At 57.7% G+C, this 25182-nt stretch carries 22 protein-coding genes; 20 read left to right on the forward strand and 2 right to left on the reverse strand.

The window, feature by feature from the left end; all coding sequences use genetic code 11:
• Window positions 1-154: 154 nt before the first annotated feature.
• The 13 genes from Q4G72_RS03295 to Q4G72_RS03355 all read left to right on the forward strand — a co-directional run bounded on the left by Q4G72_RS03295 (window position 155) and on the right by Q4G72_RS03355 (window position 14615).
• On the forward strand, window positions 155-1018 hold the full coding sequence (locus tag Q4G72_RS03295) for a dihydroorotate dehydrogenase (protein WP_303310009.1): 864 nt from the start codon (window positions 155-157) through the stop codon (window positions 1016-1018).
• A complete protein-coding gene (gene pyrF, locus Q4G72_RS03300; protein ID WP_303310010.1) occupies window positions 1006-1770 on the forward strand; it encodes an orotidine-5'-phosphate decarboxylase in 765 nt (254 codons plus the stop codon). The genes Q4G72_RS03295 and pyrF overlap by 13 nt, the downstream gene beginning before the upstream one ends.
• Window positions 1771-1823: 53 nt before the next feature.
• Entirely contained in the window at window positions 1824-2438 is a 615-nt protein-coding gene (pyrE, locus tag Q4G72_RS03305; RefSeq protein WP_303310011.1) for an orotate phosphoribosyltransferase, read from the forward strand.
• Window positions 2439-2561: 123 nt separating this feature from the next.
• The gene (locus Q4G72_RS03310) at window positions 2562-5591 is read left to right on the forward strand and encodes a phosphoribosylformylglycinamidine synthase subunit PurL (RefSeq protein ID WP_303310012.1); all 3030 of its coding nucleotides are present in this window, start codon (window positions 2562-2564) and stop codon (window positions 5589-5591) included.
• A gap of 2 nt (window positions 5592-5593) precedes the next feature.
• Complete coding sequence (locus Q4G72_RS03315; RefSeq protein ID WP_303310013.1) at window positions 5594-6628, forward strand: phosphoribosylformylglycinamidine synthase subunit PurQ; 1035 nt, start codon at window positions 5594-5596, stop codon at window positions 6626-6628.
• Between the two features lie 46 nt (window positions 6629-6674).
• Complete coding sequence (locus tag Q4G72_RS03320; protein ID WP_303310014.1) at window positions 6675-7607, forward strand: phosphoribosylaminoimidazolesuccinocarboxamide synthase; 933 nt, start codon at window positions 6675-6677, stop codon at window positions 7605-7607.
• Window positions 7608-7696: 89 nt separating this feature from the next.
• Window positions 7697-8080: a nuclear transport factor 2 family protein gene (locus tag Q4G72_RS03325; protein WP_303310015.1), complete on the forward strand. Its 384-nt coding sequence runs from the start codon at window positions 7697-7699 to the stop codon at window positions 8078-8080.
• A 6-nt stretch (window positions 8081-8086) separates the two neighbouring features.
• The gene (locus Q4G72_RS03330; RefSeq protein WP_303310016.1) at window positions 8087-8473 is read left to right on the forward strand and encodes a hypothetical protein; all 387 of its coding nucleotides are present in this window, start codon (window positions 8087-8089) and stop codon (window positions 8471-8473) included.
• 6 nt (window positions 8474-8479) lie between these two features.
• The gene (gene purD, locus Q4G72_RS03335; RefSeq protein ID WP_303310017.1) at window positions 8480-9763 is read left to right on the forward strand and encodes a phosphoribosylamine--glycine ligase; all 1284 of its coding nucleotides are present in this window, start codon (window positions 8480-8482) and stop codon (window positions 9761-9763) included.
• Window positions 9747-10430: a phosphoribosylglycinamide formyltransferase gene (gene purN, locus Q4G72_RS03340; RefSeq protein ID WP_303310018.1), complete on the forward strand. Its 684-nt coding sequence runs from the start codon at window positions 9747-9749 to the stop codon at window positions 10428-10430. The genes purD and purN overlap by 17 nt, the downstream gene beginning before the upstream one ends.
• A gap of 15 nt (window positions 10431-10445) precedes the next feature.
• A complete protein-coding gene (purF, locus tag Q4G72_RS03345) occupies window positions 10446-11954 on the forward strand; it encodes an amidophosphoribosyltransferase (protein WP_303310019.1) in 1509 nt (502 codons plus the stop codon).
• Window positions 11955-12156: 202 nt separating this feature from the next.
• Entirely contained in the window at window positions 12157-13266 is a 1110-nt protein-coding gene (locus tag Q4G72_RS03350) for an AIR synthase-related protein (protein WP_303310020.1), read from the forward strand.
• Between the two features lie 191 nt (window positions 13267-13457).
• Window positions 13458-14615 (forward strand): Gfo/Idh/MocA family protein, encoded by a 1158-nt coding sequence (locus Q4G72_RS03355; protein WP_303310021.1) that lies wholly within the window; start codon window positions 13458-13460, stop codon window positions 14613-14615.
• 154 nt (window positions 14616-14769) lie between these two features.
• Here the strand turns inward: Q4G72_RS03355 and Q4G72_RS03360 are convergent, their stop codons facing one another.
• On the reverse strand, window positions 14770-16260 hold the full coding sequence (locus tag Q4G72_RS03360; protein WP_303310022.1) for a nicotinate phosphoribosyltransferase: 1491 nt from the start codon (window positions 16258-16260) through the stop codon (window positions 14770-14772).
• Between the two features lie 425 nt (window positions 16261-16685).
• Here Q4G72_RS03360 and Q4G72_RS03365 point away from each other — a divergent pair, with 425 nt between their 5' ends.
• The 3 genes from Q4G72_RS03365 to Q4G72_RS03375 all read left to right on the forward strand — a co-directional run bounded on the left by Q4G72_RS03365 (window position 16686) and on the right by Q4G72_RS03375 (window position 20450).
• On the forward strand, window positions 16686-17480 hold the full coding sequence (locus Q4G72_RS03365; RefSeq protein ID WP_303310023.1) for a LuxR C-terminal-related transcriptional regulator: 795 nt from the start codon (window positions 16686-16688) through the stop codon (window positions 17478-17480).
• Window positions 17481-17727: 247 nt separating this feature from the next.
• A complete protein-coding gene (locus Q4G72_RS03370; protein WP_303310024.1) occupies window positions 17728-18975 on the forward strand; it encodes an efflux RND transporter periplasmic adaptor subunit in 1248 nt (415 codons plus the stop codon).
• A gap of 20 nt (window positions 18976-18995) precedes the next feature.
• On the forward strand, window positions 18996-20450 hold the full coding sequence (locus Q4G72_RS03375) for a TolC family protein (RefSeq protein WP_303310025.1): 1455 nt from the start codon (window positions 18996-18998) through the stop codon (window positions 20448-20450).
• A gap of 129 nt (window positions 20451-20579) precedes the next feature.
• Here the strand turns inward: Q4G72_RS03375 and Q4G72_RS03380 are convergent, their stop codons facing one another.
• Window positions 20580-20975 (reverse strand): YybH family protein, encoded by a 396-nt coding sequence (locus Q4G72_RS03380; protein ID WP_303310026.1) that lies wholly within the window; start codon window positions 20973-20975, stop codon window positions 20580-20582.
• A gap of 422 nt (window positions 20976-21397) precedes the next feature.
• Between Q4G72_RS03380 and Q4G72_RS03385 the strand changes: the two genes are divergently transcribed.
• The 4 genes from Q4G72_RS03385 (at window position 21398) to Q4G72_RS03400 (ending at window position 25177) form a co-directional block, all read left to right on the forward strand.
• On the forward strand, window positions 21398-22090 hold the full coding sequence (locus Q4G72_RS03385) for an ABC transporter ATP-binding protein (RefSeq protein ID WP_303310683.1): 693 nt from the start codon (window positions 21398-21400) through the stop codon (window positions 22088-22090).
• 65 nt (window positions 22091-22155) lie between these two features.
• A complete protein-coding gene (locus Q4G72_RS03390; RefSeq protein ID WP_303310027.1) occupies window positions 22156-22755 on the forward strand; it encodes an RNA polymerase sigma factor in 600 nt (199 codons plus the stop codon).
• Window positions 22737-23990, forward strand: a complete 1254-nt coding sequence (locus tag Q4G72_RS03395; protein WP_303310028.1) for an ABC transporter permease — start codon at window positions 22737-22739, stop codon at window positions 23988-23990. Before Q4G72_RS03390 ends, Q4G72_RS03395 begins: the two co-directional genes overlap by 19 nt.
• Window positions 23987-25177 carry an FtsX-like permease family protein gene (locus tag Q4G72_RS03400; protein ID WP_303310029.1) on the forward strand — a complete coding sequence of 397 codons (1191 nt, stop codon included), beginning with the start codon at window positions 23987-23989 and terminating at the stop codon, window positions 25175-25177. Before Q4G72_RS03395 ends, Q4G72_RS03400 begins: the two co-directional genes overlap by 4 nt.
• Window positions 25178-25182 lie beyond the last annotated feature (5 nt).

Genomic DNA, 25182 nt, shown 5'->3' on the forward strand with positions numbered 1-25182 from the left:
CCGCTTCCTTTTATCCCTGCGGCGCCAGCCAAAGGGCGGGTGGTTCTGAAATGACAGCCTTGAACTTAGGGGAAATTGGTGAAAGCGCTGTCAGGAAGGAGCCACCCCTTGAGGTCATGACAAGCACCCGCAGAATTTCTTAACTTAATTCATCATGCAACTCGGTACTCTTACTTTACAAAGCCCCGTCTGCTTGGCCGCCGCGCCGTGGCAGCTACCCACGGGGCCCGCTTACGAGCGACTGGGAGCTATTTTTACCCGTACCGTCACCATGGAGCCCAAGCCCGGGCTCTATGAAGAAGGTATCTGGCAGGTGAAGGAGCAAACCCTGCTCAACGCCACCAACATGCGCACGGAAAGCGCCGAAATTCTGGTGCAGGAGCATTTGGCCCACCTGCTCAGCTACGGCGTGCCCGTGTTTGTCAGCATTACCGCGCCCGGCATTCCCGGCTTCCGCAAAATTGCCCGCTTCCTTGCCCGGGAAGTCGGCCGTCAGATAGCCGGTGTGGAGGTCTACATGACCCAGCCCGATACGGAAAAGGGCGAAGAACTGAACGCCCAGTTTGTGCGCGACGCCACCCAGGCCGTGCGCAATGAGATGGGGCCTGAGGCCGCCATTATTGTGAAGCTGCCGCCGTGGCCCGAGCACATCCGGGGCCTGGCGCTGGGTGCCCAGCAAGGCGGCGCTACGGCCCTGGCCGCTACCAACCTGCTCAAAGCCCTGCACCTGCCGGAAGATGCTACCGCTGCCCCCATGACTGGGGGCTTGTCGGGGGAGGCGCTGCGGCCCGTGGCCCTGCGTTGCGTGTGGGAGTTGGCGCATGATGAGCGAATTACGCTGCCCATTTTTGGTACCGGCGGCGTGTTTACCGCGGCTCATGTAACGGACTACCTGCGTTGCGGCGCCAGTGCCGTGCAGGTGGCCAGCGGCGAGTGGCTGGAGCCCGGTTTATCGGCCCGGCTGGCTATTGAATGTGACCACACCCACCCTAAAACTGCTTCCGCATGGAAAAGCTGATTCAACGTGTTCAGTACGCAAACTCGCTGCTTTGCGTGGGCCTCGACCCCGTGGGCGACGATGCGCAGGTAGCCCGCCGCCTGGCCGAAGTTATCGACCAGACTCATGATTATGCCGCCGCTTTCAAGCCCAACCTAGCCTTTTTCCTGAGCCGGGAAGATGGCGTGAAGCTGCTGCGAGAAACCGTACAGCGCATCCCGGAAAGCATTCCGGTTATCCTAGACGGTAAGTTCGGTGACATTGCCAACACCGCCGACCACTACGCCCGCTTTGCTTATGACATCATTGGGGCTGATGGCGTGACGGTGAACCCCTACATGGGCGACGACGCTATTCTGCCCTTTGCCCTCCCCGGCAAAATGGTGTTCGTGCTGGCCAAAACCTCCAACAAACCCGCGCACTCGCTGCAGGATGTAGCTCTCACCCGAGGCGGCTCCCTCTCGGATTGCGCCGCCCGCGTAGCCCGCAAGCTGGACGAAGAGCATGGCGGCGGTATTGGTCTGGTAGTAGGTGCTACCAACGCCGAAGCCGTGGGCCGCATGCGCGCCCTCAGCCCGGAACAGTGGTTCCTGGTACCCGGCGTAGGCGCCCAGGGCGGCGACCTGCAGGCTACCCTGCGCGCCGGCCTGCGCCCTGATGGCTCCGGTCTGCTGATCAACACTTCCCGCGTTTTGTGGCAGGCAGCCGATGCCGGCGCTGCCGCTCGTGAATTGGTCGAGCAAATCAATCAGTTTCGGCCGGTAGCCGTGTAGCGCGCCAATTTGTCTTCGCGCTAATTCAACCATCTGATAATACAGTACCACCCTTGAGTTCCACCCAAACCACCCTCACTCCGGCAACGCTGGAGCAGCAATTGCTCCAGGAAGACGCGCTGCTGCGCGGGCACTTTCGTCTTTCTTCCGGCCTGCATTCTGATACTTACGTGCAGTGCGCCCGATTCCTGCGCCGGCCCGACCTGGCCGCCCTGGCCGCTAAACAGCTGGCCGATATGATTCGCGAAGCCGGTTTGCAGCCGGATTTGGTAGTAGGCCCGGCCATGGGCGGCGTGGTCATTGGCTACGAACTCGCCCGGCAGCTGGGCGTACCCGGCATTTTTACGGAGCGCGACGAGGCGGGGCAGATGACGTTGCGCCGCGGCTTTACCGTGGAGCCCGGCCAGAAGATTGTCATTGCCGAAGATGTGGTGACTACCGGCAAGAGCACCAACGAGGTAGCCCGCGTGTTGGAAGGGATGGGAGCAAAAGTTTTGGCCGTGGCGAGTTTAATTGACCGTACGGGTGGGGATGCTGCGCTGAATTTTCCGAACTTTGCGCTGCTGCCGGTAACGGCGGCCACCTACGCACCCGATGATTGCCCGCTTTGCCGGGCAGGTATTCCGGTGGTGAAACCCGGCAGTCGGCCGGAAAAAGCGTTTTCTTAAACCTACTGCGGCGCAAGCGGCACCGCAGCAAGGCATTTTCGGCGTACCCTGCGCGGGTATGCTTCCTCACGGCAGCCCCTTTGCTGCGCGTGGGAAACCCGAAAAATAGCAAACCACCTCCTTTTGGAATCTACCCAAAGAACTATTCAGCTTCTGCTTAAGCCCGGCCAACATGATGGCGAGGGCCAACGCATAGCCGAAGCTGCCCAACGCCACCTCGGCCTGCATACCGGCCGGGTGCAAAGCACCGCCCTCTACACGGTGCGCTACCCTGTAACGGACGAGCAGTTGCGCGACTTCGCCACCCACTGCCTGCAGGACCCGGTGCTGCACGACGTGGCCCTCGACGAGTTCCGCCACGACCCCGGATACAAAAGCTACATTCTGGTGGCCAAGCTGCCCGGCGTCACCGACGACGAAGGCATATCGGCCCAGAACGCCCTCGGCGACTTCCTCAACCAGCCGCTGGACACCCATACCCAGCACATCTTCAGCAAACGGCTCTACTTCCTGGAGCACGAGCTTCCGGAGAGTAGTCTGCGCCGCCTTGCCGAAGAGCTGCTCGGCAACAAAATGATTAACCGCTTCGAAACCGGCCCCATAACCCTGATCCGCGACTACACGCCGCGCCCGGGTGGTGGGGCCGAATCCATTACGGACACCGTGCGCCTGTTGGGCCTTTCGGATGAGGAGCTAATCAAGCTGTCGAAAGACAATCTCTACGCCCTGAACCTGGAGGAAATGCGCGCCGTGCGCGACCATTATACCAGCATTGCCGCTGAGCGTCAGGCCGCCGGCCTGCCCCAGGACCCCACCGACTGCGAGCTGGAAATCATTGCCCAGACGTGGTCGGAGCACTGCAAGCACAAGGAGTTTTCGGCACTTATTAAGTACAAGGATGCCGACACCGGCGAGACGTTCGAAGTCGACTCCTTATTTAAGACGTACATCAAAGACGCCACTTCCGAGGTAGACCGCCAGCTGCGGGCCAACGGCAACGACTGGCTGATTAAGGTATTCTCCGACAACGCCGGGGCCGTGCGCATCAACCCGGAGTCGTTGTTCGTGTGGAAGGTGGAAACGCATAACTCTCCCTCGGCCATCGACCCCTACGGCGGAGCCATTACCGGCATTCTGGGCAACAACCGTGACCCGCTGGCCACTGGCATCGGCGGCGCGCGGCTGCTGTTCAATACCAACGTGCTGTGCTTCGGCAACCCCGAGTTTTCGGGTACTTTGCTGAGCAACCAGCTGCACCCGCGCCGCATTTTCGAAGGCGTACGCAAGGGCATTGAGGACGGCGGCAATAAGTCGGGCGTACCGACGGTGAACGGTGCCATTGTGTTCGATGACCGTTACGCCGGCAAGCCGCTGGTGTACTGCGGCACCGGCGCCGTGATGCCCATGCAACTGGCCGGCCTTGATTCCTGGGAAAAGAAAATCGACGCGCAGGACCGCATCATTATGGCCGGCGGCCGGGTCGGCAAAGATGGTATCCACGGTGCCACTTTCTCTTCTATTGAATTAGACGAAACCTCGCCTGCTACGGCGGTGCAAATCGGCTCGCCCATCACGCAGAAGCTGGCCATGGACTTCCTGATCCTGGCTACGCGCCGCGGCCTCATCAAGTGCAGCACTGACAATGGTGCGGGCGGCCTGTCCTCATCTATCGGCGAGCTGGCCACCATTAGCGGCGGTGCCGTGGTAGAGCTGGAAAAAGTGCCCCTGAAATATCCTGGCCTGCGGCCCTGGGAAATTTTTGTTTCTGAGTCGCAGGAACGGTTTTCACTGGCGGTGGAGCCCGCGAAGCTGGACGAACTGCTGGCTTTGGGGCAGGAGATGGAAGTAGAGCTGACCGATATCGGCTACTTCACTTCGGATGGCTTCCTGGATGTGCGCTTTGATGGTGAGTCGGTGGCCCACTTGAATATGCACTTCCTGCACGAAGGCGTACCGCGCAAAGTGCTGGAAGCCGAATGGAGCATACCCCAGGCTCAAGAGCCCGCCCTACCCACTGACCTCGACTATACCGATGTGCTGAGCCGTTTGCTGGGTAGCCTCAACATCTGCTCCCGCGAATCGGTGATTCGGCAGTACGACCACGAGGTGAAAGGCCGCACCATTATCAAGCCGCTGATGGGCGCAACGGGCCAGGCACCGCAGGATGCCGCCGTGGTGCGCTTCAACTTCGAGAGCTGGGAAGGCGTGGCCGTGAGCAACGGCATTCTGCCCCGCTTTGGTGATTTGGACGCTTACCATATGTCGGCCGGCGCGTTTGACGAGGCCGTACGTCAGATTGTAGCGGTAGGAGGGAAGCTGCCCAACCTGAGCTACGGCGACGGTAACTTCTGGTCCGTAAACGACAACTTCTGCGTGCCCGACTCGGTGTACGACCCCATCGGCAACCCCGATGGCAAGCAGAAGCTGGCCAAGCTGGTGCGCATGTGCCAGGCCCTGCGCGATGCTACGGCGGCCTACTGCATCCCGCTCACATCGGGCAAGGACTCCATGAAGAACGACTTCAAGGCCGACGGCGTGAAGATTTCGGTGCCGCCTACGGTGCTGTACTCCATGACCGCCAAAATTGAAGATGTCCGCCGTACCATCACCTCCGACTTCAAGCAAGCCGACGACGTGGTGTATCTGCTGGGCGAAACCTACGATGAACTGGGTGGTTCGGAGTTTTATCAACTCTTTAATGAGCTGGGCGCCAACGTGCCCCAGGTTCGTTTCGAAGAAGCTAAAGCCCTGTATACCCTGATGGGCCAGGCTAACGACCAGGGCCTGATTCAATCCTGCCACGACCTATCAGACGGTGGTTTGGCGGTGGCACTTGCTGAGGCCACCTTTGGTTATGGCTTCGGCGCTGATGTGGAACTGCCTGCTGGTGATTTAAGTGTAACAGCGCAGCTGTTTTCGGAGTCGCACTCCCGCTTTGTGGCGACGGTGGCTCCGGAAGATGTGGTGGCTTTCGAGCAGCACTTCGGTGCCCGCGCTACCCGCCTGGGTAGAGTGACGCCGGACGGCCAACTCACGGTACGGCATGGCGGCCAGACGGTGGTTTCGGCCAGTACGGCGGCCCTGCGCCACGAGTGGACCAACGGCCCGGTGAATCGTATTATCGGCTTCGGCCAGCACGAAGCGGCGCATTAATCATGAACGAGAAACCATTATTTCCTGACTTGAACGTGCCGCCCCAGCCGCAGCGCGACGAAACCGGCCCGGCGCATACCAATGCGGATGGGACGGTAACCGTGCTCGGCTATAAAAGCATCGACGGCGGCCACGAAAGCTCCGAACCGCTGCAAGGCAACTACCAACCAAAGCAGAAGGTACAAGCGCTTATCCTGACCGGTTTCGGCATCAACTGCGAAGAAGAGTACGCCGCCGCTTACCGGATGGCTGGGGCCGAGGCGACCATCGTGCACCTCAACCAGGTGCTGCACGGCCACGTCAGCATCCACGACTACGACATCCTAAACTTCCCCGGTGGCTTCTCCTTCGGCGACGACCTCGGCTCGGGCGTGGTGCTGGCCAACAAGCTGCGCTACCGCAAAAATGCGGAAGGCCGTACGCTGTTGGATGATATCAGGGAGTTCGTGGCCAACGGCAAGTTCGTGATGGGTATCTGCAATGGCTTCCAGGTGCTGGTGAAGCTGGGTTTGCTGCCTAACCTGAGCGGCAACGTGACGCCGGAAGTAACGCTCACGCACAACGCTTCGGGCCGCTACGAGGACCGTTGGGTGCGGCTGAAAGTCAATCCTGAGTCCAACTCGCCCTTCCTGAAAGGTATCGACACGATGGAAGTGCCGGTACGCCACGGCGAAGGCCGCCTGATTATCAAAGGCGAAGAAACCCTGGCTGAAATCGAAGTACGTGCCCTGAACTGCCTGGCTTACACGGACTTCGACGGCTCGCCGACGGACGTGTATCCGCATAACCCGAACGGCGCGGACCTTAACTGCGCCGGCCTGACCGATACCACCGGCCAGGTATTTGGGCTGATGCCACACCCCGAGGCCTTCCTCTCGCTCTATAACCACCCGGACTGGGCCCGGCGCAAACGTCAGAACCCCCATCTGAGTGAGGAAGGTGATGGCCTAAAGCTGTTCCGCAACATTGTGGAGCACGTGCAAAGTCAGCGCCAAACCGCTGTCACACCCCAGGAAGCCCGCCAGTTTTCATCCTAGACACCTCCGCACTCCGCTGACCTAGTGCCGGCTGCTAACTCGTCGTATGAACACCCTCAACCACTTCGATACCTCCCAGCTCGAACTCCTGCACCGCGGCAAAGTTCGCGACTCGTACCGCGCTCCTTCGGGCGAGCGGCTCATCGTGGTAACTGACCGTCTCTCGGCGTTTGACTCGGTGCTGGAAACGCCTGTGGCCCACAAAGGCGCGGTGCTGAATGGGCTGGCCGCTTTCTGGTTCGACAAAACCCGGCACATCATCCCGAACCACGTGATTTCGCTGCTCGATCCGAACGTGACGCTGGCCAAGGAAGCCGAGCCAATTCGGGTGGAGATGGTGGTGCGTAACTACCTCACGGGCTCGATGCTGCGCGGCTACCAGCAGGGCCAGCGCACATTCTCGGGCGTAACGGTGCCGGATGGCCTGACCAAGCACCAGCAATTCCCCGAGCCCATCGTGACGCCTACCACCAAGGAGGAGTCAGACCGCGAGATTACGCCGGAGAACCTGGTGGCAGAAGGCTGGGTGTCGGCGGAGCTATATGAGAAGATGCGGGTGAAGTCGCTGGAGCTGTTCAACTTCGCTTCGCAGTGGATGGCGGAGCGCGGCATTATCCTGGTGGATACCAAGTACGAGTTTGGCTTGCTGGACGGGGAGCTGATTTTGATTGACGAAATCCACACACCCGACTCGTCGCGGTTCTGGAGCGCCAAGGACTACGCCAGGAACCCCGAGGCGGTGGAGCAGATGGATAAGGAATACGTGCGTCAGTGGCTGATTGCCAACAAGCAGGACGGCCAGTACCCCCGCGCCCTCACCCCCGAAGTATCTGCCGAAGCCACTCGCCGCTACCTCGATATCTACGAGCGTATCACGGGTGCCCCACTGCCCACCGGCGACGAGGCCACTGCCGGCGGCGACGTACAGGCCCGCCTCGTGGGCAACCTGGTGCGCGCTGGCATCATGAAAGATGCCTGAACTCGTCAGTGATTATGCCCTCGGCTACCCCAACCTCACGGTAGTGCGCCCCGATAACGCTAAGCTGCGGGCGCTGTAAGACCAAGCCAATGAACGTTACAGAACACAAACAACTAGTGCAAGATTACATTGAAGCGTACAACCGCTTCGATGTAGACGGGATGGTGCGCCATCTGCACGAGGACGTGGTGTTCCGCAACATTTCCGGCGGCGAAGTCAACCTGACAACCACCGGTAAGGAAAGCTTCCGTCAGCAGGCCGAGCAAGCCACGCAGTACTTCTCTCAGCGGGAGCAGCGCGTTACGACTTGGCAAGTGGCTAATAACCAGGTCGAGGTGTTGATTGACTATGTCGCAGTTGCGGCTGTGAACCTCCCCATTGGGCTGAAGGCTGGCGACACACTGGAGTTAAAGGGTAAGTCGGTTTTTAAGTTTGCCGATGGTCAGATTGTTTCCATTGACGATATCAGCTAAGCGACCATGGAGGAGTTATTGGCTGGATACGCATTAAATGACGGAGAAATCTGTTCTATAAAACTGGCGGTAGATTACACTTCCGCTAATAACTCTGCGCTTCGGCAAGCTTCGGTTGATGTACTGATCCGTAAAAAGACAGCAGACGGTAAGATGCAGCCTTGCTTACTGCAGATTCATTTGAATGGAGTGCGGAAAATTGTCATCAATGAAGAATTTGATTCCCGTTATTATTCTGATGTCGTCTTTAAAAGAGTAGAAAACGGGCTGTGGTATCTTTCATTGGATCCTTATGGAAACGCTGGCGAGCCTCATGAAGAAGATAACTTAGTGATAGTATCAGAAGCAGTAAGAATTGACGAAGGGGTAATTCAAGATAGATTTTTAGCATAGATGACCTTGGCAACTTCTAAACCCATAGTACTTCTCGGCGGCGGGGCCCGTGAACACGCCATGGCGTGGAAACTGACCCGCGACGGCGCCACCGTGCACGTGTTGCCCGGCAACGCCGGCATCCCCAATAGTCACCCCGAAATCAGCGCTACCGATTTTCCGGCTATTCAGGGGTTCTGTGAGTCGCACGGCATCAAGCTCATTGTGGTAGGGCCCGAGGCACCACTGGCCGCCGGAGTAACGGACTATTTTGCCGGTTCTGCTATCCGGGTGTTTGGCCCAAGCCGGGCTGGTGCTACGCTGGAAAGCTCCAAGGTGTGGAGCAAGGATTTTATGCGGCGGCACGGGGTGGCTACGGCAATGTCGTGGCAGTACCGGAGCGACAAGCTGGAGGCTGCCCGCGCCAAAGCCACCGAGCTGGAAGGGCAGGTAGTAGTAAAGTATGATGGGTTGGCTGCGGGCAAGGGCGTGTATGTGTGCTCTTCGGTAGAAGAGGCCCACGCCGCGCTGGACGATTTGCAGCAGCAGCACACCGGTTGGTTTAGCTTCCTGCTGGAAGAAAAGCTATCCGGCCCCGAAATCAGCATTATCGGGGTAACCGATGGTAACCGCATCCGGCTGCTGGCGCCTTCCCAGGACCACAAGCAGCTGCTGGCCGGCGACCAAGGCCCCAACACCGGCGGCATGGGCGCCTACTGCCCCGTGCCCTTCGCCGACGACAACGTGCTGGCGGCCATTCGCACTGCCATTGTAGACCCCACGCTGGGTGGCCTGCAGAAAGAGCAGTTTAACTTTAAAGGTTTCCTGTATTTCGGCATCATGCTCACGCCCCAGGGGCCCAAGCTGCTGGAATACAACGCCCGCCTCGGCGACCCGGAAGCTGAAGTACTGCTGCCCGCCCTGGAAAGCAGCTTACTGGAGCTAATTGAAGCCACGCTGGATGGCCGGCTGCAGGAAACGGTAGTGCGGCAGCGGCGCGGCTATTATGTAGGCGTGGTGCTGGCCTCGGGCGGCTACCCCGCCGCTAAGTTCCCCACCGGCTTTCCCATCACTGGCCTAGACCAGCTACACCCTAGCATCCTGGCCTTTCACGGCGCTACCAAACGCAATGCTGAAGGCCAGCTGGTAACTAGTGGTGGTCGGGTAATGGTACTGGTAGGCCACGGCGAAGAGCTGGAAGATGCTGTGAATCACGTGTATCGGGAAGCAGAAAAGGTTAAATTTCAGGATGTGTACATCCGCACAGATATTGGCCAGCGGCCGACTCCCATTCTTGAACTCACCCGGTAACCATACTATCCGCAAGCTGCGCCTGGCCATTTTATTGTCGGGAAGGGGCTCCAATATGGTGGCACTGGTAAATGCCGTGCAACATGGGGTGCTGCAGGATGTGGCGGAAGTGGCCGTGGTTTTCAGCAACAAGCCCGATGCTCCCGGTCTGGAAACCGCTATGGCCTTGGGTTGCCCCACCGATAGCCTGAGCAGCCAGAGCCGTAAGCGGGCCGATTTTGATGCTGAGGTAGTAGACATTCTGAACAGCTACCAGCCCGATTACGTGGTACTGGCCGGCTACATGCGTATCCTGTCGCCCACATTCATTCGGGCGTTTGCCGGGCGCATTCTTAATATTCACCCCGCTGACACCCATCAGCACCAGGGCCTGCACGCTTATGAATGGGCCTTCGAAAATCAGCTGCCGGAAACCAAAATCACGGTGCATCTGGTTGATGAGGGTCTGGACACCGGGCCTATACTGGCGCAACAGACAGTAGACCTGCATGGGGCTGATACCCTGGCAGAAGTAGAGCGCCGCGGCCTGGCCGTGGAGCATCAGCTATATGCCGAAACGCTGGCTCGTTTGCTTCGCGGCGAACTACCTATGAAGAAGGCCGAAACAGCCTTGGCAACCCCTAATACACCACCCACTCCGTTTTCCAGCCTGAAAACTGGCAACTAACAACAGATAACTGCCATGTGCGGAATAGTAGGTTTTTACGGCCCCGATGACGTTGCTCACGACATCGTATTTGGTTTGACGGCGCTTCAGCACCGCGGCCAGGATGCGGCCGGCATTGCCACCTTCGACGATAATTTTCACCTCTGTAAAGGCAACGGCCTTATTGCTGATGTGTTTAAGCCCAAGCAGCTCAAGAAGCTGAAGGGCAACATTGGTATCGGCCACGCCCGCTATACCACCCAAGGCTCCAGTGACCCTGAGCTGGCGCAGCCATTCACCACCAGCTACCCCTTCGGGCTGTCCATGGTGCACAACGGCAACGTTATCAACTTCCGCCAGGCTGCTAAGCGTCTGCACGATACCTACCACGTGCTGCCCAAGACCAGTAACGACCTGGAGCTCATCATGTACACCTTCGCCTCGGAGCTGCGCCTGAAGAACCTCGATGCGCTGTCGGTCATTGACATTTTTGATGCCGTAGAAACTACACAGGAACTGGTGAAAGGGGCCTATGCCACTATTACCATTATTGCCGGGCATGGCCTGCTGGCCTTCAACGACCCGCTGGGCATCCGGCCACTGGTGCTGGGCCGCCGCCAGACGGAGAACGGACCGGTATACGCCTTTGCTTCGGAGAGTACCTGTTTCGATTATCTGGGTTTCGAATTCCTGGAAAACGTTGGGCCTGGACAAGCGGTATTCATCGACAAAGACTTTAAGGTACATCACAAGAACCGGCAGGAACAGCCCAAAAACTTCTGCGTCTTCGAGCACATCTACTTTGCCCGCGAAGACTCTACCATTCATGGACGCTTGGTAGCCCGGGAGCGGGTGCGTTTGGGTAAGATGCTGGCCCGCAAGGTAATTGAGTCCGGTATTCAGCCTGATATGGTCATTGATGTGCCTTCCTCTGGCTACTTCTCAGCTTCTGGTTTGGCCGAAGCCATTGGGGTGCCGTACCGCCGGGCACTGGTGAAAAACAACCATATGGGCCGCTCCTTTATTGTGAGCAGCCAGGCCGGCCGTGAGGACATTGTGAAGAAGAAGCTGAACCCCATTCGGGAGTTTGTGGAGGGCAAGAAGATTGCCGTGGTCGATGACAGCATTGTGCGGGGCACTACTTCCCGGCGTATTGTGCGCATTCTGCGCGAGGCAGGGGCTTTGGAGGTCTACTTCATTTCCAGCGCGCCGCCCATCATCAGCCCCTGCATCTACGGCATTGATATGGCCATGAGCACGGAGCTGATTGCCGCCAACTACACCGAGGAGGAAATTTGCCGCTACATTGAGGCTGACAAGGTTATCTATCAATCCATAGAAGACCTGCAGGAGCTGTTTGCGGAGGACAAAGGCCACGGCGGCAGCTGCTTTGCCTGCTTTACCGGGAAATACCCCACGGGTGATGTGACCAAATACCTGGGCCATATTCAGGAGGAGCGCCAAAGCCACCGCGGCGAAAAAAAGAACCGCCACGGTGCAGTGCCTTCCGTGAGTGCCAAAGCCCCGGAACCGACAGAACATTAATCAAATGCAGTACGGATTAGAGCTAAGCTAGAAAGCTAGTTTCCCTCCTCAGCTGAGGAGGGGCTAGGGGTGGTTGATCAATCATTGAACATTCAGTTGCCTTAGTTCTAGAAGTCGTTCTGCTATTATCAACCACCCCTAGCCCCTCCTCAGCTGAGGAGGGAAACTAGCTTTCTAGCTTAGCTTTAACATACCGTTTCATATGTCCACTTCCTCCCAGAAACCCGCCGGCTACGACATCGACCTCGGCAACGAATGCTCCCGCAACGCCTACGCCTGGTCTAAGAAAACCTTCGCCAACCGCGCCGGCAAGCCCGGCGAGGCCGCGCAGGACCTGGAGGGTGGTTTCGCCAATGAAATCCGTTTCGGCAATGCCCGCCTGGGTATTTCCTCGGATGGCATCGGGACCAAGATTGAGGTAGCGGAACGGGTAGGCAAGTATGACACGCTGGGCTACGACCTGGTAGCCATGACGGCCGATGACCTTATCGTTGGCGGCTTCGTGCCCACCAACCTCTCCAATATCATCGATGTGAATACCCTCGACTATGAGGTGATTGATGAGATGATGCGCGGCCTGCACGATGCCTGCAACTTTGCGGAAATGGCCATTACGGGCGGCGAAATTGCCGAGCTGGGTAACCGCATCGGCGGCTGGCCCGGGGCTAAAATGAACTTCAACTGGTGCTCTACCGCCATTGGCAGCCTGCACCCCAGCCTGGAGCGCCCCCTAAGCGGAGCCAGCGTGAAAGCCGGTCAGGCCGTGGTGGCCCTTCGCTCGCCCAGCTTCCGCTCCAACGGCTTCTCGCTGGCCCGCCGCACCCTGCAAAACCTGTTCGGCGACAACTGGCACTCAGCTCCTTATGATGGGCTGGATGCTACGCCGCACGGCAGTGCCGGCCATACCTGGGGTGAGGTGCTGCTGGCTCCTTCGCTTATCTATTCGCCCGGCGTGGCGCGGGTGCTGGATGCAGGCCTGCCGCTCTACGCGGCTGCGCACATCACCGGGGGCGGCATAGCCGATAACCTCAAGCGCGTACTCAAAAACGGCGTAGGTGCCGAGCTGACCAATCTCTTCGAGCCTCTGCCCGCTATGCAGAAGCTCACCGAGCTAGCCGGCATCACGCCCGCCGATGCCTACCTCTACTGGAACATGGGCAACGGTATGCTACTGGTAACCGATGAGGCCCAGGCAGAAACCATAGCCGCCCAACTCCGCGCTGATGGCTACGATGCGCAGGTGGCCGGCCACATCACTGCCGAGCCCGGCATCCGGCTGAAAGTAGGTGCGGGCGAGTTGAGCTACGCGTAAGCTAGCGTTACGAGCAGGTCAATTTTTAGAAAAATGTCCTGTGGGGCATAGTCTAGCTAGCTGGGCTGTGTCCCACAGGACATTTTAAGTTTTGTAACCGAGGTAGAAAATTCTGCTCATCCGTTAGCCGCACGTAACGGCTATGGTAAAATCCCCGTTCAGCCTACCCAGATGTTAGCGTAGGGTTTGCTATGAACGGTTTCGACTCTTCCGCTTCGCGGCGCACATTTCTGCGCCAGGCTGGCCTGACGGTGGCCGCGGTTATCGTGGCCGGGCCAGCAGCTGGATCTGCTCCTTCACCTCTTGATGATGCCATGCAGTACGACGACCAAAAGAAAGTTGGCTTTGCCATAGTAGGGCTAGGCAAATTTGCCACGCAGCAAATGATGCCCGCCTTCAAAGACTGCAAGCACGCCCGCATTGCGGCCTTGGTTAGCGGCTCGCCCGATAAAGCCAAAAAGCTGGCCCGCCAGTACGGGGTAGAGGCCAAGAGCATCTATAACTACGAGAACTTCGACACGATTAAGGATAATCCTGAAGTGGATGTCGTCTACATTGTGCTACCCGTAGGCCTGCACGCCGAGTACACCATTCGGGCCGCCAAAGCCGGCAAGCACGTGCTGACGGAAAAGCCCATGGCTACCTCGCCGGAAGATTGCCAAAAGATGATGGATGCCTGTCAGAAAGCCGGCAAAAAGCTAATGGTGGCTTACCGCGCCCAGTACGAGCCCTTCAACCTAGACGCTATTGCCCGCATCCGCAAAGGCGAACTGGGCAAGCTGCTGCAAATCACCGCTGACCACGGCCGCAGCGTAGACCCCACCGGCGACAAAGCCGACGCCTGGCGCGTGCAAAAGAAGTTGGCCGGCGGAGGGTCTTTGATGGATATCGGCATTTACTCCCTTAATGCCACCCGCTACCTGACCGGCGAGGAGCCCGTGGAAGTAACGGCGGTAGAATCAACCGACAAAAACGACCCCCGCTTCAAGGAAGTGGAAGACCGGATACACTTCACGCTCCGCTTTCCCAGCGGCGTGCTGGCTACCTGCACCAGCTCCTACAGCATTCAGGAGGTGAAGCGCTACCGCGTCTTCGGCGACAAAGCCTGGCTGGATCTGGACCCCGCTACCGACTACAAGGAGCACAATATGAAAATAGGGGATAAGGGCGGGGAGCGGAAACCCAAAGTAGACGAGGGCAACCAGTTTGCCGCCGAGCTGGACCACATGGCCGAGTGTGTGCTCAACAATACCACGCCCAAAACCCCCGGTGAGGAAGGCCTGCGGGATATTAAGTTGATAACGGCCATTTACGAAGCAGCCCGTACCGGGAAGCGGGTGAAGGTATAAGTGGAGGAAGCTTAAAAACAGAACGTCATGCTGAGCGCAGTCGAAGCATCTCGCGTGCTGATGTTGGAGTAGTAATTAAACTATTCACCACACTAGCGAGATGCTTCGACTGCGCCCAGCATGACATTCCTGATTCAATTCCAGGCTATTATGCCTACGCCGGGCGCATCGGCCGCTTCTCCAGAATAAGCTCAGTACGGAAGGTGTTGAGCGTTTCTTCCAGGCCTACCGGGTAGGTGTGCGGGTTGAGGAAACGGCGGATGCTGGGGTCCAGGCTTTGCACTTCGCGCTGGGCGCGGGCGCGGCTTTCGGCCAAAGTGGGTAGCTCCTGCACTAGTTTGCCCTGGCGGAATACAGGCTCCAGCAGCTCCCGGAAAGTAGCATCGGGGCGCACGGGGCGGCGGCGGGTAGCATCCAGCGGGTCGACGATAGTGAGATGGTCGGGGAGGGGCTCGGCGGTGTTGTAGAGCATATCGGCGCGGGGCTGGCCTTTGTCCGACTTGTAGCGGCGCACCTGCAGAATGCCCGGAATGCTGGTTTTCACCAGCTGCTCCGAGAGCTTAATAGTATAGTCCCAGCCCGAGTCGTCGGGTTTGCGCAGGGCGGCCATTTTGTACACGCCTCCCAGCGCAGGCTGGTCGTAGGCCGTAACGAGTTGCGTGCCGATGCCCCAGGTATCAATGCGGGCCCCCTGCTGCTTGAGGCTGGTAATAAGGCTTTCCTCCAGGTCGTTGCTGGCCACAATGCGCACGTTCTGAAAACCCGCCTCATCCAGCAATGCTCTGGCCTCCCGGCTGAGGTAAGCCAGGTCGCCGGAGTCCAGGCGGATGCCGCCCAGCTCGTGGCCGTTGGCGCGCATCTGGCGGGCCACCGCAATGGCGTGGCGCACACCTTCCAGGGTATCATAGGTATCTACCAGAAATACGGAGTCATCGGGAAAAGCCTGGGCATATGCCTGAAATGCCGTTTCCTCATCCTCAAATGCCATAACCCAGCTGTGGGCGTGGGTGCCTTTTACGGGAATACCAAAGCGCTGCCCGGCTAATACATTGGAAGTGGCATCGGCGCCGCCCAGGTAGGCCGCGCGGCTGGCGGATAAGCCTCCATCAAAGCCCTGCGCACGCCGCAGGCCAAACTCCAGCATCTGGTCCTGAGAGCCGATGGCTTCGCGTACTCGGGCCGCTTTGGTGGCTACCAGCGTCTGGAAATTAACCAGCGTGAGCAGAGCCGTTTCTATTAGTTGCGCCTGTAACAAGGGCCCTTGTACCCGAATCAGCGGCTCATTGGCAAATACCACGGTGCCTTCGGCAATGGCGTCCACATCACAGGTGAATTTCAAATCCCGCAGATATTCCAGGAATTTAGGGTCGAAGAGGGGGGCACCTTTGCTGCCTTGCAGGCCGCGCAGGTACGTCAAGTCGTCTTCAGAAAAATGAAGGTTGGAAAGCCAGTCTGCGGCATAGGCCAGGCCCGCGCACACGGCATAGCCTCCCTCGAAGGGTGGGCGCCGGAAATATAGGTGAAATACTGCTTCCCGGTCTTGCAAGCCCTGTTGCCAGTAGCCGTAGGCCATGGTAAGCTGATAGAGGTCGGTGAGCAGACTAAGCGAGGGTGCGTAAAGGCCGGAGAGCGGGGCTGGATTCATGCAGGCAAGTTGGGAAGAATTGTAGCTACTACGGTAGCGCTTCCAGGTAGGTGAGACAGGAACGGGTTAATTGCGGAAATAGGCCTTTTATTACCTTGTTAGAGCCATTTTACCTGCCTTAAGATCTGCATTTTAGTTGGTCGAATTATTCCTTAAAAACAATGCAACCTTTCCTTGGGACACGTATACTTTGCTATATAGTTTCTTATTAATAATTGATTCTTGAGGCAGGATATATTACATATCATGATTCCTTATCCGAGCTATTTTATATCGATATTCTTAAATTATATATATAATTCCTTATATTTAAAGAATTGGATGGTGCTGGGAGAATGACGTTCAGCATAGGATCAAATTGCCTTCAGAGGCAAACGAGGAGAAGAGAATGAAGGGGAGGGAGAGAAAAAGAGGTTGGGAAGGCTATGGAAGAGGTTTTGCAGGTGTCGCACGCCTCGGTAAGCCAGCTGGTACAGCGTTATCGAGCCAAAACAATCGGGGGCAGCCCGTTTGATAAAGAACTCCTGTTGCAGCATAATCCGCTGCTGGAAAAGATTTTTGTCATGGTAGATTGCGGGGTGGCAATTTTTGATGCCAGCCAGGCCAGCTATGTGTATATCAGTGATATGGTGGAGCGGGCGCTGGGCTACAAAGCCGAGCGGTTCCTGACTGGTGGCCTCGATTTTACCTTCTCCATAGTACACCCCGATGACCTGCCGGGCTTAGTGCGCTTCCTGGAGTTGGAAATGGACTACCTGGATGCTATTCCCGAAGGGCAGCACCGGCTGAATTACCGCTCCAGCTACGACTACCGCCTGCGCTGCCTGAACGGCAACTACATGCGGGTGCTGCAGCGCAACGCCGTTCTGGATCTGAACCAGGAAGGCCATGTGCTTAGAACGCTCTTGATTATCAGTAATATATCGCACCTGAAAAAAGACCATAGCCTGATGACTAATATCATCAGCGACCAAAAAACTGATTTGCTTTACACCTACGATACCGAAAGTCACACCCTGAGCACCGATAACGTCCTGAGCAAGAGGGAGCTGGAAATTCTGCGCCTGTTGGGCCGGGATTTCACCAGCAAGGACATTGCCGATAAGCTCTTTATCAGCGTACACACCGTGGAAACCCACCGCCGCAACATGCTGGAAAAGACCAATATTAAAGACACCTCCAAACTGGTCAGCTTTGCCGAGGCGGCCGGCCTGATATAAAGGCGGGGCAACCCGCTCCCAACTACCGGCCTAGGCTTCTCATTCCCGAAGCTTGGGCCGGTAGTTTTTTATGCCCGAAAGCAAGCAAATAGCAGCTTTCATTTCCGAACACCCTGTCCACTTCTGGACATAATTTCGAATAGAGATAATACGATATATGTATACAAATAGTTGATAAACAGGTTATTATAAAAATGGCACGGGCGTTGGCTATAGATGCAGGAACCTTCATCCTTTCTGCACAAAAATGGACAGAGCAATATCTACCGCCACGCAAACGCGCCGCCAGCGCCGGCGTTGGCTGACTGTTTTCTTAGTGGTGGCCGTAGCCGTAGGCGGCCTGCTGGCCTTTCGAACGGTGTTGCAACCCAGTGTGAAAAGCACCGATATTCTTACTGCCACTGTTGAAACCGGCGACGTGGAAGCCTCCCTCACGGCTTCCGGCCTTATCATTCCCGGCCACGAGGCCGTGATTACCAGTCCTATTCAAAGCACCATTCGGCGTGTAGTTCTGCAGGTAGGAGAGAAGGTGAAGCCTGGGCAAACCATTCTGGAGCTTGATAAAGATCTGACCACCAGTAGCCTTGCCCGCCTGCAGGACGAGCAGCAGCAGAATCACAACAAAAACTCCCAGCTGCAGCTCAAACTGGAGCACGGCCTCAACGATTTACAATCTCAGGAGCAGGTACAGCAGGTGAAAGTGCGCAGCCTGCAGTCAGCGCTGCACGATGAGCAGTACCTGCTGAAAATAGGCGGCGGCACCACCGAAAGTGTGCGTCAGGCCGAGCTGAATCTGAAAGTGGCACAACTGGAACTGCAGCGCCTGCGCGAGCAAATCCGCAACCAGCGCCAGAGCAATGCCGCCGATGTGCGCGAGCTGGGTTACACCATGCAGATGCAGGACCGCAGCATTTCTGACCTGGCCAGCAAGCTGGCCCAGGCCAACATCAGCAGCCAGCAGCCCGGCGTACTTACCTGGGTGAACGATGATATCGGGACCACTGTGAACCAGGGCGACCCGCTGGCCCGCATAGCCGACCTGACCAGCTTCCGGGTGAAGGCCACCATTTCTGATTCCTACGCCGATGCGCTGCATGTGGGCTCGCCGGTGATTGTGCGCCTGAACGGTATTGACCTGCGCGGTACCATCAGTACGGTAAGCCCGGCCGTGGATAAGGGCGTAGTGTCCTTTTATGCTACCCTCGACGAAAACCACCATCCGGCCCTGCGCTCTAACCTGCGCGCCGATGTGTACGTGGTGACAAAAGCGCACAACCACGTGACCCGTGTGAAGAATGGCCCCTTTTACCAGGGTGGGCAGGAGCAAAAAGTATTTGTGGTGAAGGACAATAAGGCCGAGCAACGCACAGTACAATTCGGTGACAGCAACTTCGATTACGTGCAGGTCATCAGCGGCCTGAAACCCGGCGACGAGATTATCATCACGGATATGAAGAGCTACGAGTCTACACCCCTGCTGACGATTAAAGACTAACGCCGCGCCTTTTCTGAGCTATGAAACTTTTTCTATTTGCTGCTTTGCTCTTGATGCCCGGGCTGCGCCTTGCTGCCCAGGCCCCGGCCGCCCCACTCACACTGGAGCAGGTAATTTCCCAGGCGCTGGCCCAATCTTCCGTAGCCAGGCAGGCGCAGACGAACCGCGAAACCAGCTACTGGCAGTGGCGCACCTACCGCGCCAACTACCGCCCCCAGCTGGCCCTGCAGGGCGCTATTCCGGACTTCAGCCGCCAGATTGCCCCGGTGGTGCAGCCCGATGGCACCACGGCTTTCCGCGCCGTGCGCTACAACAACTCCAACCTGGCGGCCACGCTTACCCAGAATATCGGCTTCACCGGCGGGCAGGTAATTATTGCCTCCGAGATGCAGCGCTTCGATAATTTTAATACCAGCCAGCGCAGCTATAGCAACCGGCCCATTGGTATTGGCCTCACGCAGCCCGTGGGTGGCTACAACTCCCTGCGCTGGGCCCGGCAAATTGAGCCGTTGCGCTACCAGGAGTCGCAGCGCCAGTACGTGGAAGAGCGGGAAAACATTGCCCAGCGCATTACGGAGCTGTATTTTGATGTGCTCCTGCAGCAGGTAAATGCCTCCGTGGCCCGCCAGAACGTGCAGGCCAATGAGGATATGTTCCGGATAGGGCAGGAGCGCTACAAGCTGGGCCGCCTTTCGCAGAGCGACCTGCTCCTACTGGAATTAAACCTGCTGAACTCGCGCCGGGCCCTGGGGCAGGCCCTGCTGGAGGCACAGAGCGCTGCCATCGACCTGCAGAGCTACACCGGCCTGAGCGCCGAGGCGCTGCAACTGGCTATACCAACCGCGGCGCCCCGCTTCCCGGTACCCACGGATCAGGCCCTGGCGCAGGCCCGCCAGAACCGGCGTGAGTCGTTGGTGTTTCGGCGGCGCCTGCTGCAGGCCGAGAGTGAGGTGGCGCGCGCCAAAGGCACTACCGGTTTTCAGGCCAGTCTGGTGGCTAACCTGGGCTACATGAACCAGGCCGAAACATTTTGGTCTAGCTACAACAACCCGCAGGATCAGCAGCAGGTGCGTCTGGCTTTCTCGGTGCCGATTCTGGACTGGGGCCGGCAGAAATCTATTGTGAAAACCGCTGAGCTCAACCGCCAGCAGGTGCAGCAAACGGTGGCCCAGGAGCAGCAGACGTTTGAACAGTCGGTGCTCACCCAGGCCGCCCAGCTCAGCAGCCTGAATGAGCAGCTGGATATGGCTGCCCGCGCCGACACGCTGGCCCAAAAACGCTACGATATTGCCCGCGCCACCTACCAGGTAGGGCGCATCAGCCTGACCGATCTGAACATTGCCCTCAGCGAAAAAGACCAGGCCAAGCGCGCCTACATTGCCGCCCTGCGCGCCAGCTGGGTAGCGCACTACCGCCTGCGCGCCCTCACGCTGTATGATTTTGAGCGCCAGGAACCGCTGCTGGCTAAGCAGTAGAACGGCTTTGTTTTCGGAGCAAAGCGAAGGGTTTTTATTCCAACTGATTGACAAAGTTGCCCAATGCAAAAGCCCTTTACCACACCGTGGTAAAGGGCTTTTGCATTCCAATAACGTCAATACGACCTGTTAGGAGGCGGCCGGAATATTGGTGTTCCAGATGTCCTGATGCAGCTTCCACTGGCCTCCCTGCTCTTTCCAGACAACCATGTATTTGCCCTGGTCTATTTGTTGGCCGTTGCCTGCGAAGAGGGTATAGTTGCCGAGCTCGATGGCAGTGTCTTCCAGCTCTTCTACTTCCCGCGTTTTTAGTTTTATCTGCTTGATGCCCATTTCCATGGCGCCTTGCCAGAATGCCTGGATACCTGCGGTGCCCTGAATGGGCTCCATACCAGTGGGCAGCACTACGCCGCTCTCGGTATACAGGCTGGCAATGGCGGCGGAGTCTCCCCGCGCAAAGCTTGCTTCAAATGTGTCATTGGCACGCCGAATTTCATCACGAATACCTGTGGCTGTAGTAGGCATAATAGAATGGGGGTGAAATGGATGGAAACAATGGTACTGTAATATGGAAATAATTCATAGGAATAAAAATGCAATGCCGGCTCCTGGAATTGCTGCCAGTAGGGGATATAAGATGACTATAGTTCAGCTATTTGATGGCCAGCGTACGGAAATGCACAACCGGCACGCCATTTCCGAACACCCTGTCCAGAAACGGACAATATTTTCTAAACGCTATTTTTGAATAACCGAGTCAAATAATTGAAAATCAATAATTTATAAAAATGGCACGTCGCTTGGCTAAGTAGTGGAGGGAGAGGGGTGTAGCTGTACAAAAACGGACACACTGCCTCGCCCACTTGGTTTCTCCTTCACTCTTCCGAAAACAAACTCCCTGCTCCATGAACGCAACTACTGCTCCCAGCCCTTTCACGGCGTCGTCGATGGCCCCAGCTTCAGCGGCATCGGTTATACAGCTGGCCGATATTGAAAAGGTGTACCAGACCAGCACGGTAGAAACGCTGGCCCTCAACCGCGTAAACCTATCCATTAACCGGGGCGAGTTTGTCTCCATTATGGGTCCCTCGGGCTGCGGCAAGTCTACGCTGCTCAGCATTATGGGCCTGCTGGACGAGCCTACCAGCGGCACAGTGGTTATTGATGGCCGTCCTGTAACTAGCTACTCCGACCGGGAGCTGGCGCACCTGCGCAACCACAAAATCGGGTTCGTATTCCAGAGCTACCACCTCATCAACGACCTCTCGGTGCTGGATAACGTGGAGCTGCCGCTGCTCTATCGCAAAGGCGTATCGGGCAAGGAGCGCCGCCAGCGCGCCCACGCCGCCCTGGATAAAGTGGGCCTGAATGCCCGCATGAGCCACTTCCCCAGCCAGCTTTCCGGTGGTCAGCGCCAGCGCGTGGCTATTGCCCGGGCCCTGGTAGGCAACCCCGAAATCATCCTCGCCGACGAACCCACCGGTAACCTGGACTCTGTGATGGGCGAGGAAATCATGGATCTGCTCCTGACCCTGAACCGGCGCGACAACACCACCATTGTAATGGTCACCCACGACGAGCAGCAGGCCCTGAAAACCGAGCGCATCATCCGCTTCTTCGACGGCAGCCAGGTAAGCTAACCCCTGCTTTCATCTGCCGCCGCCTCTATTCTGCTTTCGCCCACACCGCCTCTCTCCCTTTTGCTATGAAAACCTCCGCTGCTCACTTCATTCCGGAAGCCGAACTGGTAGCTGCCTGCCGCCAGGGCAACCCCCGCGCCCAGCGCCTGCTCTACGACCGGATGGCCCCCAAAATGCTGGGTGTGTGCCTGCGCTACCTCCGCAACCATGATGATGCCGAAGAAGCCATGATGACGGGCTTTGTGAAGGCCTTCCGGGCCCTGGAGCAGTTTCGGAGCGAGGGCAGCTTTGAGGGGTGGGTGCGCCGCATTATGGTGCGCGAGGCCCTGAACCAAATCAGCCGCCGCGAACCGTTCATGCTGAACCTCGACGAATGCCCCGCGCAGTACACGCCCGCTCTACCCGCCGGCATTGAGAGTGAGCTGAATGCCGCCGACCTGCTGGCCCTCATTCAGGAGCTGCCTGCCGGCTACCGCACGGTATTTAACCTGGCCGCGCTGGAGGGCTACACGCACCAGGAAATTGCCGAGCTACTGGGCATTTCCGAAGGCACCAGCAAATCCCAGCTCAGCAAGGCCCGCGCCCTGTTGCAGCGCCGCCTAACCGCCTTAACCTATTCTTCTCCCGCCTCTCATTCTGACTCCCCATGCTGCTTAGCTATTTAAAAATTGCCTGGAAGGTCTTGCTGCGTCGCAAGTTCTTCACCTTCATCAGCCTGTTCGGCATCAGCTTCACGCTGATGGTGCTGCTGGTGGTAGTGGCCATGTTCGACCACTTCAAAGGCGCCCACGCCCCCGAAACGCGCGTTGACCGGATGCTGTTCGTGTCCTTCCTGAACCAGCGCTTCGCCGACGGCGGCAACATGAACACGCCGCCCAGCCCTTACTTCCTCAATAAGTATGTGCGCCCCATGCACACTCCCGAGAAAATAGCGCTGTTCTCCATGTTCCACGCTATTCCTAGCTACGTGGGTAACCAGAAGCTGGACCTGGACCTGAAGTTTACCGACAACGTGTTCTGGGAGATTTTTGACTTCACCTTCCTGGAAGGCAAGCCTTATAACGCCACCGACCTCAAGAATGCCAACCGCGTGGCCGTCATCAATGAAACCACCGCTAAGGAGTACTTCGGGCAGGCGCGCGGGGTGGTAGGCCGCACTATTATAGTAGACCAGATAAACTACCGCGTGGCCGGCGTGGTGGCCGATGTGCCCGTGATGCGCTTCAACTCTTACGCCGAGGTATGGGCCCCGATGACCACCACCAAAGCCGACCTCAAAAACCCCGTGCTGGAGGGCGACTACTTTGCCGTGCTGTTGGCACATGAAGGCCAGGATCTGAGCGAGCTGCAAAGCGAGTTCAACCAGATTGTGAAAAAGGTTACCATCATCAACCCGGCCATTAAGTCCATTCACGTCTACGCCGATACGCTGCTGGCCTCGCTCACCCGCCAGATCATTGGGGGCGGCGACTTATCCAACAACTCGGACCGGATGGTGCTGTTCTATATCATCGTGAGCGGACTGGCCCTGTTGTTTATGATGTTGCCCACCCTGAACCTGGTGAACATCAACCTGAGCCGCATTATGGAGCGTTCCTCCGAAATAGGGGTACGCAAAGCCTTTGGCGCTACTGGTCGTGCCCTCATGGGTCAGTTTCTGATTGAAAACATCTTCCTCACCATGGTGGGCGGCCTGTTGGGGCTGGCCCTGGCGTATGGCGCCCTCCGGCTCATCAGCGGTTCTAATTTTATTGCCTACGCGCAGTTCTCCCTAAGCCTGGCGGTGTTTGGCTGGGCCCTGCTGATTACCCTCATTTTTGGGATAATGTCCGGGGTGTACCCGGCCTTTAAAATGTCTCGTCTCCAACCCGTGAATGCCCTGAAGGGAGGTGCCAAATGATACGCCACTTATTTACTCTGATCTGGAACCGCAAGCGGTCCAACTTCCTGCTGATTGCCGAAATCGTGCTGTCGTTCTTCGTGGTGTTTGTAGTGGGCAGTCTACTGCTCTACAACCTCAACAACTACAGCCAGCCCCTGGGCTACAACTACGAAAATGTGTGGGAAATGAGCCTGGACCCAGGACCCGATACCGTAGCGCGCCGCGAGAAAATTCAAATGCTCATGCAGCGCATTAAGTCCCTGCCGGGCGTGGTGGGCGTCACCCGCAGCAGCGTGAACACGCCCTTCGCCTTCTCCACCATGAACACCAACGTGCAGTATAATGGCAAGCAAAGCCCTACGTCTGACTTCTACAAGGTGGATGACGAGTTTGGCAAGCTCATGAACCTGAACGTAACGGAAGGCCGCTGGTTTGACCAGCGTGACAACGCGGCTCAGCGCATTCCGGTCGTCATTAACCAGGCCTTCAAGGATGCGGTTTTTCCTACTGAAAAGCCGTTAGGGAAAATCCTCACCGAGGAAAAAGGAACCCGCCAGTGGCAGGTGGTAGGCGTAGTAGAAACCTACCGTGCCGGCAGCGACTTCTCCGAAAACGCGCCCGCCTATTTTGAGCGCCGCCTGGACGATACCGTCCGCACCATGGCGGGCTACGATTTACCGTGGTTACTGATTAAAGTACAGCCCGGCCAGGGAGCTATTCTGGAGCAGAAATTGGTGAAGGAAGTGCTGGGCGTAACCAAAAGCTGGTCGGTAAAAACCAACACGCTGGAGCAAAACCGCATTTCCAAGCTCAAGGTAGTGCTGACCCCCATCGTGGTCCTGGGCATTGTGTGCGTGTTCCTGATTCTGAATGTGGCCTTGGGTCTGTTTGGGGTGCTATGGTACAACATTAACCAGCGCCGCTCTGAAATTGGCCTGCGCCGTGCCCTGGGTGCCACGGGCCTGGGCATTGGTGGCCAGTTTATTGGCGAAATGCTGGTGGTTACTACGCTGGGCGTATTGGTTGGCGTGGTGCTGGCCGTGCAGTTTCCGCTACTGGGCGTGTTTGGGGTGGCGCCGGCGGTGTACGGGGCGGCCATTGCCGTTGCCGCCCTCCTGATCTACCTGCTCACGGCCATCTGTGCTTTCCACCCCAGCCGCCTAGCCGCTGGTATTCAGCCGGCTGTGGCTTTGCGCGAGGAATAAGTAAC

Origin of the sequence: Hymenobacter sp. BT730, assembly GCF_030542105.1 — a bacterium.
Lineage (GTDB): Bacteria > Bacteroidota > Bacteroidia > Cytophagales > Hymenobacteraceae > Hymenobacter.